Source organism: Bacillus sp. 22-7, assembly GCF_010628845.1.
In the GTDB taxonomy this organism is placed as follows: domain Bacteria; phylum Bacillota; class Bacilli; order Bacillales; family Cytobacillaceae; genus Cytobacillus; species Cytobacillus firmus_B.
In genome coordinates this window covers 1-15,187 of the sequence record NZ_NJQY01000041.1, presented here as the reverse complement: position 1 = coordinate 15,187, position 15,187 = coordinate 1, and the positions used below count along the sequence as shown (strand labels likewise).

Annotated in this window: 14 protein-coding genes; 8 read left to right on the top strand and 6 right to left on the bottom strand. The window is 43.5% G+C overall.

Annotated features, from left to right (window positions below):
• Nucleotide 1: 1 nt before the first annotated feature.
• Complete coding sequence (putP, locus tag CE058_RS23145) at nt 2–1,471, bottom strand: sodium/proline symporter PutP (RefSeq protein WP_163145158.1); 1,470 nt, start codon at nt 1,469–1,471, stop codon at nt 2–4.
• Nucleotides 1,472–1,912: 441 nt separating this feature from the next.
• A complete protein-coding gene (locus CE058_RS23140) occupies nt 1,913–2,752 on the bottom strand; it encodes an STAS domain-containing protein (protein ID WP_163145157.1) in 840 nt (279 codons plus the stop codon).
• Nucleotides 2,753–3,056: 304 nt separating this feature from the next.
• Here CE058_RS23140 and aceA point away from each other — a divergent pair, with 304 nt between their 5' ends.
• Both aceA and CE058_RS23130 read left to right on the top strand, forming a co-directional pair.
• Complete coding sequence (gene aceA / locus CE058_RS23135) at nt 3,057–4,346, top strand: isocitrate lyase (RefSeq protein WP_163145156.1); 1,290 nt, start codon at nt 3,057–3,059, stop codon at nt 4,344–4,346.
• Between the two features lie 206 nt (nt 4,347–4,552).
• Nucleotides 4,553–4,987 (top strand): YueI family protein, encoded by a 435-nt coding sequence (locus tag CE058_RS23130; RefSeq protein WP_163145155.1) that lies wholly within the window; start codon nt 4,553–4,555, stop codon nt 4,985–4,987.
• 156 nt (nt 4,988–5,143) lie between these two features.
• Here the strand turns inward: CE058_RS23130 and CE058_RS23125 are convergent, their stop codons facing one another.
• Complete coding sequence (locus CE058_RS23125) at nt 5,144–5,500, bottom strand: cupin domain-containing protein (protein WP_163145154.1); 357 nt, start codon at nt 5,498–5,500, stop codon at nt 5,144–5,146.
• A gap of 223 nt (nt 5,501–5,723) precedes the next feature.
• Here CE058_RS23125 and gatC point away from each other — a divergent pair, with 223 nt between their 5' ends.
• The 5 genes from gatC to CE058_RS23100 all read left to right on the top strand — a co-directional run bounded on the left by gatC (nt 5,724) and on the right by CE058_RS23100 (nt 10,954).
• Nucleotides 5,724–6,014, top strand: a complete 291-nt coding sequence (gene gatC / locus CE058_RS23120) for an Asp-tRNA(Asn)/Glu-tRNA(Gln) amidotransferase subunit GatC (protein ID WP_009335962.1) — start codon at nt 5,724–5,726, stop codon at nt 6,012–6,014.
• 13 nt (nt 6,015–6,027) lie between these two features.
• Complete coding sequence (gatA, locus tag CE058_RS23115) at nt 6,028–7,485, top strand: Asp-tRNA(Asn)/Glu-tRNA(Gln) amidotransferase subunit GatA (protein WP_163145153.1); 1,458 nt, start codon at nt 6,028–6,030, stop codon at nt 7,483–7,485.
• Between the two features lie 12 nt (nt 7,486–7,497).
• The gene (gene gatB / locus CE058_RS23110; RefSeq protein ID WP_163145152.1) at nt 7,498–8,925 is read left to right on the top strand and encodes an Asp-tRNA(Asn)/Glu-tRNA(Gln) amidotransferase subunit GatB; all 1,428 of its coding nucleotides are present in this window, start codon (nt 7,498–7,500) and stop codon (nt 8,923–8,925) included.
• A gap of 381 nt (nt 8,926–9,306) precedes the next feature.
• Entirely contained in the window at nt 9,307–9,867 is a 561-nt protein-coding gene (locus CE058_RS23105; RefSeq protein ID WP_163145151.1) for a thioredoxin family protein, read from the top strand.
• A 19-nt stretch (nt 9,868–9,886) separates the two neighbouring features.
• Nucleotides 9,887–10,954 (top strand): NAD(P)H-dependent flavin oxidoreductase, encoded by a 1,068-nt coding sequence (locus CE058_RS23100; RefSeq protein WP_163145150.1) that lies wholly within the window; start codon nt 9,887–9,889, stop codon nt 10,952–10,954.
• 293 nt (nt 10,955–11,247) lie between these two features.
• On the opposite strand, the gene CE058_RS23095 is transcribed toward CE058_RS23100, so the two are convergent.
• Nucleotides 11,248–12,180, bottom strand: coding sequence for a manganese-dependent inorganic pyrophosphatase (locus tag CE058_RS23095; RefSeq protein WP_163145149.1), 933 nt, complete (start codon nt 12,178–12,180; stop codon nt 11,248–11,250).
• 165 nt (nt 12,181–12,345) lie between these two features.
• Here CE058_RS23095 and CE058_RS23090 point away from each other — a divergent pair, with 165 nt between their 5' ends.
• Nucleotides 12,346–13,110: a metallophosphoesterase family protein gene (locus tag CE058_RS23090; protein WP_163145148.1), complete on the top strand. Its 765-nt coding sequence runs from the start codon at nt 12,346–12,348 to the stop codon at nt 13,108–13,110.
• Nucleotides 13,111–13,237: 127 nt separating this feature from the next.
• On the opposite strand, the gene CE058_RS23085 is transcribed toward CE058_RS23090, so the two are convergent.
• Complete coding sequence (locus CE058_RS23085) at nt 13,238–14,263, bottom strand: STAS domain-containing protein (protein WP_163145147.1); 1,026 nt, start codon at nt 14,261–14,263, stop codon at nt 13,238–13,240.
• A gap of 109 nt (nt 14,264–14,372) precedes the next feature.
• Complete coding sequence (locus CE058_RS23080) at nt 14,373–15,032, bottom strand: DUF421 domain-containing protein (protein WP_163145146.1); 660 nt, start codon at nt 15,030–15,032, stop codon at nt 14,373–14,375.
• Nucleotides 15,033–15,187: the final 155 nt, after the last annotated feature.

The following is a 15,187-nucleotide window of genomic DNA, read 5'->3' as shown; positions in this document are numbered from 1 at the left end:
ATTATTTTTTAAGGACTGATTTATATCGATCGTACTGTTCCTGAACTACTGCTGATGGTGCCTTATCCAGAAGACTGACAACGATAATCGCCAGAGCTGCAAATAGGAAGCCGGGCGCTAACTCATAAAGATCAAATAGTCCGCCGGTAAGCTGTGCCCAAACAATTACTGTTACAGCACCAACAATAATACCGGCTAGAGCGCCATTACGAGTCATGCGCTTCCAGAACAGGCTCAGGATGATGACAGGTCCAAAGGCTGCACCAAATCCGGCCCATGCATAACTGACAAGTTCCAATACCTTGCTTTCGGGGTTATACCCTAAGAAGATAGCGATAATGGCAATACCCAATACAGCAATTCTGCCAACAATCATTTCTTCCTTTTTGGAAGCATTTCTTCTAAAGATGGATTTATAGAAATCCTGTGCCAGCGCACTTGAAGAAACGAGCAATTGTGAGTCAACTGTGCTCATGATTGCTGAGAGAATGGCTGCTAATAGGAATCCGGCTACCCATGGATTAAAGAGTACTTGGGAAAACATAATGAACACTGTTTCAGAATTGGCAAGCGGTGCATCTGCAAAGTACGCTATTCCGGCAAAACCTACAAACAGAGCTCCGAACAGTGAAAGTACCATCCAGGTCATACCGATCAAACGGGCTTTAGGAACATCATTTGTTGATTTTAATCCCATAAAGCGGACAAGAATATGTGGCTGCCCAAAGTAGCCCAGCCCCCATGCCAGCAGGGAAACTACGCCCACAAACGTGGCTCCTGAAGCAACATCCAAATGAGTTGGATCTATTGCACTGATCTGATTTAATGTTTCATTCCATCCGCCAAGTTCCTGAATCGCGACAATTGGAATAATAATTAAAGCTAAGAACATTAGTATACCTTGGATAAAGTCAGTCCAGCTGGCTGCCAGGAACCCGCCAAATAATGTGTAGGACAAAATGACTGCAGCTCCGACCCAAAGCGCGAGTGTATAATCCATTCCAAATGAATTCTCTAATAGAATAGCACCGCCCACTAGACTTGAAGAAGTATAGAAAGTAAAAAAGATTAATGTAACAATTGCCGAAACAACACGCAATATTTTTGAAGTATCATGGAATCGGTTTTCAAAATATCCGGGTACCGTAATAGAATCATTGGCTACTTCCGTGTATACACGCAGTGGCTTGGCCACAAACTGCCAATTTAAATATGCGCCGACAGCCAATCCGATTGGAAGCCAAATTTCTCCCATACCGCCTAGATATACGGCACCAGGCAATCCGAGCATCAGCCATCCGCTCATATCGGATGCCCCTGCACTCAAGGCTGCAACACCAGGTCCCAGCCCTCGGCCGCCTAATACATAATCAGATAAATCTTTAGTCATTCTGGCTGCAAGCACGCCAATCAGCAGCATGCCGACCAGATACACAATAATCGCAATTAACGTTGGTATATTTATATCCATACTTACTTATTCTCTCCTTTCAGCAAAATATGAGATGCCTGATAGTACGATTAATAATGGCATTGGAATAAGAAGCCAAAGCCACGTCGCCATAGTGAGATCCATTTGTTCACCTCCATTTTTCTCTTAGTATCCCCATAAAATTATTCGTGGAAAAATCACCTTTTATACAGTAACATACAGTTTTGTGTTTGTTAAAAAAATAGTTTGGGGAAAGGTTCACTTCGGAAAGACGTTTATTATCATAACATAATAAAGGTTGAAGGACAAAAAATCTAAAAAACTATAAAGATACAAATGTATAAAAATTCGATATTTCGCATTAATTTGCTGTTATATCTTATATAACAACATAACTATACATCAAAATTAATAAAATTAAGTTGGTGACCTGAAGGGTTTATAAAAAAAAAGACCTAATTGTCATAGGCCCCAGTAAAATTACAGATCTAATTTTCTGAACACTTTCTCTAAAGAATTTTCCGTTGTTATATCCTTAAATTCAATTCCAAGCTGGATGGCTGTCTGTGCGACTTCAGGACGGATGCCGAGCAAGGTTGACTGAACACCGATAAGTTTTAATGAGCTGATAACCTGGAAAATTTGGTGCGCAACCATTGTGTCGACCATGATGACACCCGAAAGGTCAATGATTAAATGAGTAATCCCCAGCTTTACACTCTGCTGCAAAGTAGATTCCATAATAAACTTGGCCCGTTCTGTATCAATATCCCCAATAAGCGGCAGCAGCCCAACTTCTGAGGATAGCGGGATAACCGGCGTGCTTAGTTCTTTTATTAATATAGATTGCGCGCTTAATCGGCTCAGCAATATATCCATAAAGTTTTCGGTGAAGGTTTCCATTACATAATCCAGCGTATAATCAATAACTTCCTGCCAATGAAATATATCCCCTGCTTGAATATCCAAGTCGGCAGTTTCAGCAAAACGTTTTATATGCATCCAATAAACCTTTCGGAATATGGAAAGATTTCTCTGAACATCGACAAGGGAGGTTCTGGATTTAACCCGATCAGCGGACGTCTGCTTTGTCCAGTTGGCTATCGTTTCCTTCATTTCTTCTTCTGTCTGAAGCAGCGATTTTGCTACAGTCCTGAAATACTTTGTATTTTGCTCCTCAACTTTCCTTGCCCTTTCCAGCGGGGCATCGGCGGAATAGTCGGAACCAGCCTTTACGACCTGAAAACTTCTCCAATCCCTCGTCATATCAGGGGCTTTTTCAACTAGATAATTATATAAAGATCGATTTTTATCTTCCATAAATTCTCCTTCATCCATCAGAATGATCAAAAAAACAACTAATCTCTATATCATAACACAGAGGGTGAAGGTGAAAAGGAGCGGGGTGTTATATTCAGTAAATTTTAAATTTTTTAATTAAGGGGTTCCCATTCCGGATTAACTGTTATATAATACAAAACATAGATATTTAATTGTCTTATAACAACACAGAGTAATAATATAACAGGATTATATTTTTAGTGCTGTTATGTTACAGAGGGTTTTGCAGCCGGGATCTTGCTGAAATGATGATTTTTCTAAATTAAAAGGAGGATTTAATCAAATGGCAGATGAAAGAGTGCGTCAGTTGCAGGAAAGCTGGGAAATGGATGAACGCTGGAATGGAGTAGAAAGACCGTACACCGCTGAGGAAGTCATTAAGTTAAGAGGATCAATTGATATCGAGCATACATTAGCTCGCCGTGGTGCAGAGAAGCTATGGAAGCTTGTGAATGAAGAAGATTTCGTCAATGCATTAGGGGCGTTAACGGGAAACCAGGCTGTACAGCAGGTTAAGGCTGGGCTGAAGGCCATTTACTTAAGCGGCTGGCAGGTTGCTGCCGATGCGAATCTGTCCGGAAATATGTACCCGGACCAAAGCCTGTATCCAGCCAACAGTGTTCCGAGTGTTGTAAAAAGAATTAATCAGGCCCTTCAGCGTGCTGATCAGATTCATCATATGGAAGGGAATCATTCTATTGATTGGTTCGCTCCAATTGTAGCAGATGCTGAAGCAGGGTTCGGCGGCCAGCTTAATGTATTTGAACTTATGAAAGGCATGATTGAATCGGGTGCCGGCGGAGTACACTTCGAGGACCAGCTTTCTTCTGAGAAGAAATGCGGCCATCTTGGCGGAAAGGTATTGCTACCAACGCAGACTGCTGTTAAGAATTTAATTTCTGCAAGGCTGGCAGCAGATGTTATGGGAGTGCCGACTGTTATTGTCGCCCGGACTGATGCTAACGCAGCTGACTTGATTACCAGCGATGTAGATCCATATGATGCACCTTTTATTACAGGGGAGCGCACTCCAGAAGGATTCTTCCGGACAAAGGCAGGACTCGACCAAGCGATCGCTCGGGGATTGGCGTATGCTCCTTATGCAGATCTGGTATGGTGTGAAACATCTGAACCTGATCTTGATGAGGCCAGGCGTTTTGCTGAAGCCATTCATGAAAAATTCCCTGGCAAGCTGTTAGCGTATAACTGCTCTCCATCATTTAACTGGAAGAAAAAGCTCGATGACGAAACGATTGCAAAATTCCAGGTGGAGCTCGGCAAAATGGGCTACAAGTTCCAGTTCGTTACTTTAGCTGGATTCCATGCGCTGAACCACAGCATGTTTGAATTGGCACGAGGCTATAAAGACCGTGGCATGGCTGCGTATTCTGAACTGCAGCAGGCCGAATTTGCCAGCGAAACACATGGCTACACGGCGACAAGACATCAGCGGGAAGTAGGCACCGGCTATTTCGACCAGGTTTCCATGGTCATCACTGGCGGGACTTCCTCGACAACCGCTTTAAAGGGATCAACCGAGGAAGACCAGTTCACTGAAAAGCAGGAAGCTTAGTTTCTGCCCTATGTAACTTGATTTTTTATCTTGTATATTCTCCTAATTTACACCTCTCTTCCTTGGAAGGGAGGTATTTTTTGCTTATCAGGCAAGCACAGTACCTCTTTCGAAAACATACATATTATATAGGCTAAATTTGAAATAGGGCATAATACTGAATACAATGAAAGCACTGAGGTCAAATAAGGACGGAGGATGCACAATTGGCTGAAAATATAGATGATTATCTTCAACAGGGGATTCATGGACAGAAACAGACCAAGCCTGATGAGCGCCGCAAATTTCTTGGCTCGCTTCGGGAGAGGGTTATCATTGCCTTGAAGCAGCCGCAGATGAGGGAGGATGGAATCTATCCGCAGGTGGAAGAGGCCCTTAAAGACAACAGCAAAGCTCATCTTTATCTGAATGGAAATATGAGCTACTCCTATTTATCAAAATATATTAAACTGGCTTCAGGCTATAAGGTCGAATATACAATCGTTACCAACAAAGAACATAATTCTGAGATCGGGCTGGTTCTAGCCTATGACTATGCAATTGATAAACCGGAAATATTTGTGGATAGGAAAACAGTCAAAGCAGAAGCGAAAAAGGCGAAAAAGGGCGGCCTATTTGCCAAACTATTTAAGCGGAAATGAGCAGCGTCTGGCGCGCTGCTCTATTTTTGGGGGTAAAGCATCACAATACCGGCCGAAATGTGGAGTTTACGGGCCAAAATTAAAAAATACCGGCTAAATATAATAAAATACCGGCCAAACTTAAGCTTTTACCGGCCAATGCCAGGTTTCCGCTTTCTATTCCAATGGTTTCAGATACTTATGAGGGTCCAAATCAGGACCTTCAATCACAATTGCAGTCATGCCAAGGTAAGAACCTGATTCATGTTCCTCGCCTTCAGCCCAGTAAACAGCGGTTCCTTTTTGGACTGCAACCTGCTCACCGCCAGCTGTTTTAACCCATCCTTCGCCGTCAACGATGAGAAATAGCTGGGGACATGCTGCCGGATGCATCCCTAAAACACTATTATCGTTAAGATGGATACACCCAACTGTAGCTGTTTTGTTTCTGATAATCGGGCTGATGCTGGCATTGTGGCTGCTGAATTGACTAATTTCCCTGCTGACATCCAAATCAAATCGGAAAAATTCCATAATCTTACCTCCTGTACTTATAGTCGCATCCCCATTAATTCGGTTTTACTTTTCATATATCCTCTAGAGAAAGACACAAACACACATTTCTCCCTCAACTCATGGTAAAATAAGCAGAAGATTGCTGAAACAGCCCGCTCTCGCGTGTTGCTTTAACGCGTGAAAGTTTGGTATGATCATAATAATTGTGCATAGACAGTATTCATTTTTGGAGGTGGCATTAATGTCGAGAATTTCAATAGATCAGGTTAAGCATGTTGCGCACTTGGCGCGACTTGCCATGACTGAAGAGGAAGCTGTAGCTTATACGGAACAGCTGGACAAAATGATTTCATTTGCAGAACTTTTGAATGAGCTTGATACAGATCATGTTGAACCAACATCCCATGTTCTTGATATGAAAAATGTATTGAGAGAAGATAAGGCGAATAAAGGGCTTCCACAGGAAGAAGTTTTGAAAAATGCGCCGGAACATCAGGATGGCTATATAAAAGTGCCGTCTATCATTGAGTAGGGAGGGGAAAATGGTGAGTTTATTTGATCATAAGGTATCTGAGCTTCATCAGCTTTTACATAAAAAAGAAATAACGGTTACTGATCTTGTCAGTGAATCGTACAAGCGAATCGGTGAAGTAGAGGACAAAGTACAGGCTTTCTTGACGCTTGATGAGGAAAGAGCCCGAGAAGCAGCAAAAAAAATGGATGGCAAAATCGGAACGGACGAAGCAAAAGGCCTTTTGTTCGGAATGCCGATCGGAGTTAAGGATAACATCGTAACGAAGGGACTGCGGACCACAAGTGCCAGTAAAATACTTGAGAACTTTGACCCGATTTATGATGCAACGGCTGCATCCAAATTACATAATGCTGAGACCATTACAATCGGCAAGCTGAATATGGATGAATTTGCAATGGGATCCTCCAATGAAAACTCAGGCTTTCAGGTAACCCGCAATCCCTGGAATCTTGAAAGAGTTCCCGGGGGATCTTCTGGCGGATCTGCTGCTTCTGTAGCTGCAGGAGAAGTTTTATTTTCTCTTGGATCGGACACAGGAGGTTCAATCAGACAGCCTGCTTCATACTGCGGAGTTGTTGGTTTAAAGCCTACATATGGAAGAGTATCCCGTTTCGGACTGATTGCATTTGCCTCATCTTTGGACCAGATTGGACCAATTACCCGCACAGTTGAAGATAACGCCTATCTGCTTCAGGCTATTTCAGGTGTGGACCCAATGGATTCTACTTCAGCAAATGTAGATGTCCCAAGCTACGCTGAAAGCTTAACTGGCGATATTAAAGGGTTGAGAATCGCCGTACCAAAAGAATATTTGGCTGAAGGTGTAGATGAAGATGTACGCCAGTCAGTGCTGGAATCCCTGAAGGTGTTAGAAAAACTCGGGGCATCATGGGAGGAAGTTTCCCTGCCGCACTCCAAATATGCACTGGCAACGTATTATCTGCTGTCCTCCTCAGAGGCCTCGGCAAATCTGGCTCGCTTTGATGGCGTACGCTATGGCTATAGAACAGCAGATCCTGAGAGTTTAATCGATTTATACAAAAAGACCCGTGCAGAAGGCTTCGGGGATGAAGTAAAACGCCGTATTATGCTTGGAACATTTGCTTTAAGCTCTGGCTACTATGATGCTTACTACAAAAAGGCACAAAAGGTGCGCACACTGATTAAACAGGACTTTGAAAATGTTTTTGAAAAGTATGATGTCATCATTGGGCCAACAGCACCAACTCCTGCCTTTAAGATTGGTGAAAATATGTCTGATCCTCTGACTATGTATGCAAATGATATTCTGACAATCCCAGTTAACCTTGCCGGGGTTCCTGCAATCAGTGTACCTTGCGGATTTTCGGATGGAATGCCGCTTGGCCTTCAGATTATCGGTAAGCATTTTGATGAAGGCACTGTTTACCGCGTAGCACATGCATTTGAGCAGGCTACAGAATTTAATAAGCAAAAACCGGGACTGTAAGGGGGGAAATTCATGAAATACGAAACGGTTATCGGACTAGAAGTACATGTTGAGCTTAAAACAGATTCAAAAATATTCTCGGCAAGCCCGAACCATTTTGGGGCGGAGCCAAACTCCAACACAACAGTAGTCGATCTCGGCTACCCCGGAGTGCTGCCTGTCATTAATAAAAAAGCAGTTGAATTCGGAATGAAAGCTGCGATGGCGCTGAACTGTGAAATCGCACCAGTTACAAAATTTGACCGGAAGAATTACTTTTACCCGGATAACCCTAAAGCCTACCAGATTTCGCAATTCGATAAGCCAATTGGTGAACATGGCTGGATTGAGATCGAAGTCGATGGCTATAAGAAAAAAATCGGCATTACGCGTATTCATCTTGAAGAGGATGCAGGCAAGCTGTCTCATGCTAAAGGTTATTCTCTTGTAGACTATAATCGCCAGGGTACTCCTCTGGTCGAGATTGTTTCTGAGCCGGATATCCGCACGCCAAATGAAGCATACGCATATTTGGAGAAGCTAAAGTCCATCATCCAGTATACTGGCGTTTCTGACTGTAAAATGGAGGAAGGTTCACTTCGCTGTGATGCGAATATCTCCCTTCGTCCTGTCGGCCAGGAGGAATTTGGCACAAAGACAGAGCTGAAGAACCTGAACTCGTTTAACTTTGTCCGCAAAGGGCTTGAGTACGAGGAGAAGCGGCAGGAAGAGATTCTAAGTTCTGGCGGAACAATCCAGCAGGAAACATTGCGCTATGATGAAGCCACCAATAAAACGATCCTAATGAGGGTAAAAGAAGGTTCGGATGATTATCGTTATTTCCCAGAACCTGATTTACTTGATATCCATATTGATGAAGAGTGGAAAGAGCGTATTCGTGCAGAAATCCCTGAGCTTCCGGATCAGAGAAAGAACCGCTATATTGAAGAACTTGGGCTGCCGGCTTATGATGCAGCTGTCCTGACAGTCACAAAAGAAACTTCTGATTTCTTTGAAGCGGCTGTGAATCAAGGAGCTGATGCCAAACAGGCTTCCAACTGGGTAATGGGTGAATTGTCAGCTTACTTGAATGCTGAACAGAAGGAACTGACAGATATAGCTTTGACACCTGAAGGACTTGCCGGCATGATTAAGCTGATCGAAAACGGCACCATCTCTTCCAAAATTGCCAAAACAGTTTTCAAAGAGCTGGTTGAAAATGGCGGTGATCCGGAAACAATCGTAAAAGAAAAAGGCCTTGTCCAAATTTCGGATGAAGGAGCACTTCTTAAGATTATCGGTGAAACGCTTGATGCGAACCCGCAATCCATCGAGGATTTCAAAAATGGAAAGCAAAAAGCAATCGGCTTCCTAGTCGGCCAAATTATGAAAGCCACAAAAGGACAGGCCAACCCGCCGCTTGTTAACAAATTATTGCAGCAGGAAATACAGAAAAGATAAAAGGTGAGCTGATGGGAATCCATCAGCTTTTCTTGTAAAAAAGTATAAACTTTTGAATATCGACAACTGTCTAGCTCCAGCGCCCACCCCCTCGAGGTCACAAGCCAATCCTTCCAAAAAGGCAAAGAGCGCCTTTCCGGAAGGCTCGACTTGTGCTTGAGGTCCCCAGGATGGGGGTCATGCAGACGTTGCCACAGGACGTGGCGCTCCTAGTCTGCTTTCCTTAGTGAACAAGGCGCTTCCGCTTTTCCTGTATTCGACAAAAATAATCTCAATTTCCCAGGAAAAGATTTCGTTTTACAAAGTGCTGCAGCAAATGCAGGAATGAAAGCGGATAATAAAGAATAAACACTAAAGATATCGAAAAAAGGGAGTGGGTTTATGGAATTAATGGATTGGTTTGCGAAGGGTCTAAGTACGCAGAATTATATAGAAGCGATGCAAGTTAACAAAGAAGAGATGAAAAAAATTTATAATCTATTTTCATTATCCGATGACGAAAAAACAAAATTGGCAGAGCTTAAGGATGCTGGCATGAAAGTAATTGCCCTCACTGAGGATTGGTGCGGTGATGCGATGCTGAATAATCCGATTCTATTAAAAATCACAGAGGAAACCGGCATGGAAGTCCGTTTTGTTTTGAGGGATCAGAACCTTGAGCTTATGGACCAGTATTTGACTAACGGAACATCCAGAGCGATACCGATTTATATCTTTATAGATAAAGAAGGGGATGAATTTGCTGTTTGGGGACCGCGTGCCAAACAGATTCAGGAATTGGTGGATAGTGAAAGAAGCAAGCTTCCTGCACAGGAAGCTGAGGACTTTAAGGAAAAACAAATGAGCATGTACAGGAAACTAACCGCTTCCTATCAGGAGGATTCTAAGATTTGGCATACAGTTGCTGATAGTATAATAGATGTTCTTGTTTCGGGAAAATAAAGGGGGAAGGGTGTTTTAAATGGGCTGGAACCGAAATTCCATCACTGCGAAACTGGATATAAAATACCCTGTTTTCCAGGCTCCCATGGCTGGAGGGATGACAACGCCGCAATTAATCAGCGAGGTATCAAATTGCGGAGGGCTTGGAAATATGGGTGCCGGCTATATGAGTCCGGATGAAATAAGAGAGAGCATAAAACAGATTCGGAAATTGACTGATCGTCCGTTTGGCGTCAATCTCTTTGTTCCGGATAGTGAGGCATCGGCGGATACAGAGGACATCAGCAGCATGGGGGATGTGCTTGAACGATACAGCAGTGAGCTTGGCATGGCGGGCAAACCAGCTCTTCCGGATAAGGATTATGCTGCTTTATACAAAAAACAGCTTGATGTTTTGATGGAAGAACGTGTGCCTGCTTGCAGCTTTACGTTTGGCTTACCCGATTCGGCCATCATTTCTGAATTGAAGAAACAGGGTACGCTGATTTTTGGAACTGCAACGAATGTCAATGAGGCAGTGGAATGGGAAGAGGCGGGTGCAGATATCATTGTTGTTCAGGGGTCAGAAGCAGGGGGGCACCGCGGAACTTTTCACAAGGAAGAAAGCGGGATGATCGGTTCCATGGTTCTCATACCGCAGGCGGCAGATGCAGTAAGCTGTCCTGTGGCTGCAGCAGGGGGAATCATGGATGCCCGGGGTATAGCTGCGGCCATGATCCTTGGGGCAGAAGGAGTCCAGCTTGGAACGGCCTTTCTTACATGCAGGGAAAGCGGGGCTCACCGGTTGTATAAGCGAGCTCTATTAAATGCAGGGAATGACCAGACAGCTGTGACGAAAGCATTCTCAGGAAAGCCTGCAAGAGGGATTCGCAACAGGTTCATGGAAGAAATGAAAGGCAGGCAGGTGTTGCCTTATCCATTGCAGAATGATATGACAGCTCCTATCCGGAAGCATGCAGCAAAGCTGGAGCGGACGGAGTTTATGTCCTTATGGGCCGGACAGGGAGTGGGAATGGCTGAAGAGGTGACAGTGAAGGAACTGATGACCAGGCTTGTTAAGGGGACAGAATTATTATTGGATAAGTAAAAAGCAGTGCCAAGTGTGGCACTGCTTTTATCTTATCGCAGTCTAACGGGCAGTAAGACCCCCACTTCAAGACTCAGAGGAATCAAAGGAGGATAAGTGGGGGTCAAACTGCCCGTAAAGGCCCGATTGGTGAGATACAGTGAAACTTGCCGACGCGCAGGCAGAGGCTTAGTTGAACCAATCGGGTTCGTAGTGTCGATTGATCGAAGCGCTAGCGGAGATCTTAGCGACACTAGAACGCGACTAACAATCAGTGGGGGATAAGGAAAACCCCCACTGATTGAAGTTTCACTTTATTTGCCGGCCAATACGTTTGTAAGAGGCGGTACAATTTGCTTTTTGCGTGAAACAACGCCCTTCAATACGGCACTGTTGTTTTCAAGTGTTACATCATAAGCTTTTTCAACTGCTTCAGCTTCTTTGCCAAGAGAAATGGCAACTGAGTCGTTGTTAAGGATATCAGTTAAAACAAAAACAAAAAGATCCAGCTCTTTGTTGTTAATGTTTTCAGTAATTACAGCTTCCAATTCTTCTTGGCGGCTTAGTACGTCATTCAGGTCCACAGCATTAACCTGAGCGATTTCTGTTTTATAGCTTCCCATTTGGAATTCCTTTGCGTCAAGGGAGATTAGCTCTTTCACACTCTTCTTGCTTAAGTCTGCTCCTGCTTTCAACATTTCCAGACCATATTCTTCAGCGTTTACTCCCGCAATTTCAGCAAGTTCGCGTGCTGCTGCAACGTCCTGGTCTGTGCATGTTGGAGATTTGAACAGCAGGGAATCGGAAATGATGGCAGAAAGCATAAGGCCAGCAGTTTCCTTGCTGATTTCCACTCCGTTTTCTTTGTACATTTTGTTCAGAATGGTTGCTGTACAGCCAACAGGCTCTGCACGGTAGTAAAGCGGATCGCTTGTTTCGAAATTCGCAATGCGGTGGTGGTCAATAACCTCCAGGATTTTCACATCTCTGATATCATCAGCGCTTTGCTGGAACTCGTTGTGGTCTACAAGGATTACTTCGCCCGCTTCCTTGGATACTGCTTCAACAAGCCGGGGAGCTTCAGTCTTAAAATAATCCAGGGCATATTGTGTTTCCTCATTTACCTTGCCCAGGCGGATTGGCTCTGCATCAACACCTAATTTGTTTTTTAATTCTGCATAAGCAAGTGCTGAACAGATTGAGTCAGTGTCAGGATTTTTGTGTCCGAATACAAATACTTTTGACATAATTCCTACTCCTTCTATATGTAATGTTGGTTTTTGCATGCTGTTATTTTACCATATTTCTAATGTAATGGCGGTACGGGGAAAAATCAAATTTTGTTTTTTTCAATTGTTGGAGGAAGCTTGAGTGTTTTGGAGAAATATAAAAAAAGTAAGGAGGAGACAAACATGGGAAAAGTAGCCGTAATATCTGATATTCATGGAAATATCACAGCTCTGGAGGCTGTTCTGGACAATATCCGTGAACGCGGAATAGAGAATATTTTTTGCCTTGGTGACTTAATAGGAAAAGGACCCAATTCTCTTAAAGCTGTTGAACGGATTAAAGAGACCTGTGAAATGGTTCTCCTTGGAAATTGGGATGACTTTATGCAAAAGCCGCTGGATTTTGAAGAGGGGCAGTGGCATCAGAGACAGCTGGGTGAAGAGGCCCTGTCCTACTTAGGCACGCTTCCGTTCCATCACGATTTTTATATGAGCGGAAAATATATCAGACTCTACCATGCTTCAGCCAAAAGCATTTATCACCGGGTTGTGCCGATGAGGGATTCGTATGAAGAAAAACTGGCTATGTTCGAGAATACGGAAAATATTACTGCCGTAGAGGAAGGCAGGATTCCGGATGTTATCGGGTACGGGGATATTCATGCAGCCCTGGTTGAACCGATTCATCCGCAAAAGACACTATTCAATGCAGGAAGCGTCGGGAACTCCCTGGATATCCCTCAGGCTACCTATGCAATTTTGCATGGGGAATACTTATCAAAAGAGGCTGCGCCTTTCTCCATCGAGATTGTCAGAGTTCCATATGATATTGAGAAAGAAATCAGTATTGCCAAAGAAATGGGAATGCCGAATCTTGAGGCCTACGCGCTGGAGCTGCGCGAAGCGAAATATAGGGGGGCGCCGAAGAAAGTGCAGGCAGAGAAATAGTAGCCACCGGTCCTGAAAAATGCTGAGCGAACATAAAAATCTAAACCTCACTGAATTTACGAATGCAGCCATAAAAACAACCAAAAAAGCTGACTTACGTCCAATACGAAGTCAGCTTTTTGTATGATTAAAAGATTTTCCTGCCTTTTTTGGAAAGAGCGTAATAAATGCCGTGCTGCAGGTTTGTGAAGCAGTTAAATTTAGAGAGGTTAAAATTCGTTTCCGTAATTTTAGTGCCAAGTTCCGGAGAAATGCCAACCAGAATCGTTTCGGTGCCAATCAGATTAGCTGCAGCAGCCAATTTGCTTAAGAATTCCACCGTGTAGGCACTGATGGACTGATTTAACCCGGTCAAGTCCAGGATTAGGCAATCTGCCTGGTGCTTCGGAAGGCTATGAAGAGTTTTATCGACAAGTTCTTCAGAGCGGAATTCATCATATCTTCCCAACAGAGGGACAACAACAATTCCATCGAGGACAGGAATAACGGGTGAAGAGATTTCTTTAACAAGCTGTTTAAGTTCTAACGTGCGTACTTCCACCAATTTCTCAAGCTCGCTGATTTTTTTGGATTCTTCGCGTCTGGCTAAAGCGTGGATATTTTCCTCAACCGTAACGCTTGAAGGGAAGAAATCCAGCTCTGAATAATCCTGGCCGGCTAACTGGTCAGATACTTTTTTATACCATATGCTTGTCCCAAACACAGATGAAAAGATTCCCGCAAAATGTCCAGGCAGAAAGGTTCCGGATTCATTTTTCCCCTGTTTCCTGTTAATCTTATATTCCCAGCTGTCAATAGTTCTTACCCTGGCAGTCTTGGCAGCGGGATCTACGTTAGTGATGATGAATTTCCCCCAGCCGGCAGACGCGTAAATTCTGGGGATGATGTTAGCTACTTCGGCTACAGGCAGATTCATGTCTTTAAAAAACTTTCCTACAACTAGTCCCTGCCTGAAGCCGGCTGTCTCAAGTACAAGGCTGGAGGTTTCTTTTCCTGAAATCTCCTCAATCGTATCAAAAAAGCTTTTCATGGCTGAACTTATCCAAAATAGGACAGAGTCTTCACCTTCAAAATTAAACATACCTTTTTCCAGGTCCCAATTAAAATTAAAACCATCAATTTTTGTTTCAAGCACAAGGCCTGCTTCTTTCATACCATTACCCCCTGATATTGATATGTATAGTTTAATTAACTTTATATTTTCTGGTGTGCAACTCATATTAAATACCCTATATTTCAATCAATAAACCTGTTTTAATAAATTATCTGCGTCTGTTTATATTCAATTTCTTTGACTTTTCATTCACATAAGCGTACATAATCTCTTTCTCATTCAACTGGTTTTGTCGAAGCTGATCTAAAAGCCAATCCTTAGTCTGACCGAGCAGCTCGAGATTACGCGCTTGAATCCTGCCATCCACAATCACTGCAATCGGGAGCCCCTCATCCTGAATGGGGATCTTTAAATGCTCAACTGTTACAGGCGTATTGGCTACTTTCGGTATGATGCTCACTTCACCGATTGGCTCGAGAATAGCGTAATCAACATCCGCAATCTTGGGGTAGCCTTTGCTTCTTAGGATGGACAGCAGCTGAGACATGGAAAGATGGGACTTCTCCAGATTGTCTTCAAGGATTTCCCCATTTTTAATCAGCATTGTCGGCTCACCAAGAAAAAAACGGTTGCCAATCTGGTTTAAAGTCAGATATGAGAAGAGAATGTGAAGGCCCACAAGAATGGCCAATGCTATTAATGTTGGCAAGTATTCTGTGCTAATGAGAGGCTCAGAAGCAACTGTGCCAACGATAATAATGGCGACAAGGTCATAAGGAGTCATCTGGATAATCGTAGATTTCCCCATCAGTCTCATAATCATGATTGTAATTAAGTAAAGACTCGCTATTTTTAAGATCAAGAACATATGTAAGCTCCTTTGAACGCACTTTATCGCAGTCTAACGGGCAGTAAGACCCCCACTTCAAGACTCAGAGGAATCAAAGGAGGATAAGTGGGGGTCAAACTGCCCGTAAAGGCCCGATTGGTGAGATACAGTGAAACTTGCCGACGCGCAGGCAG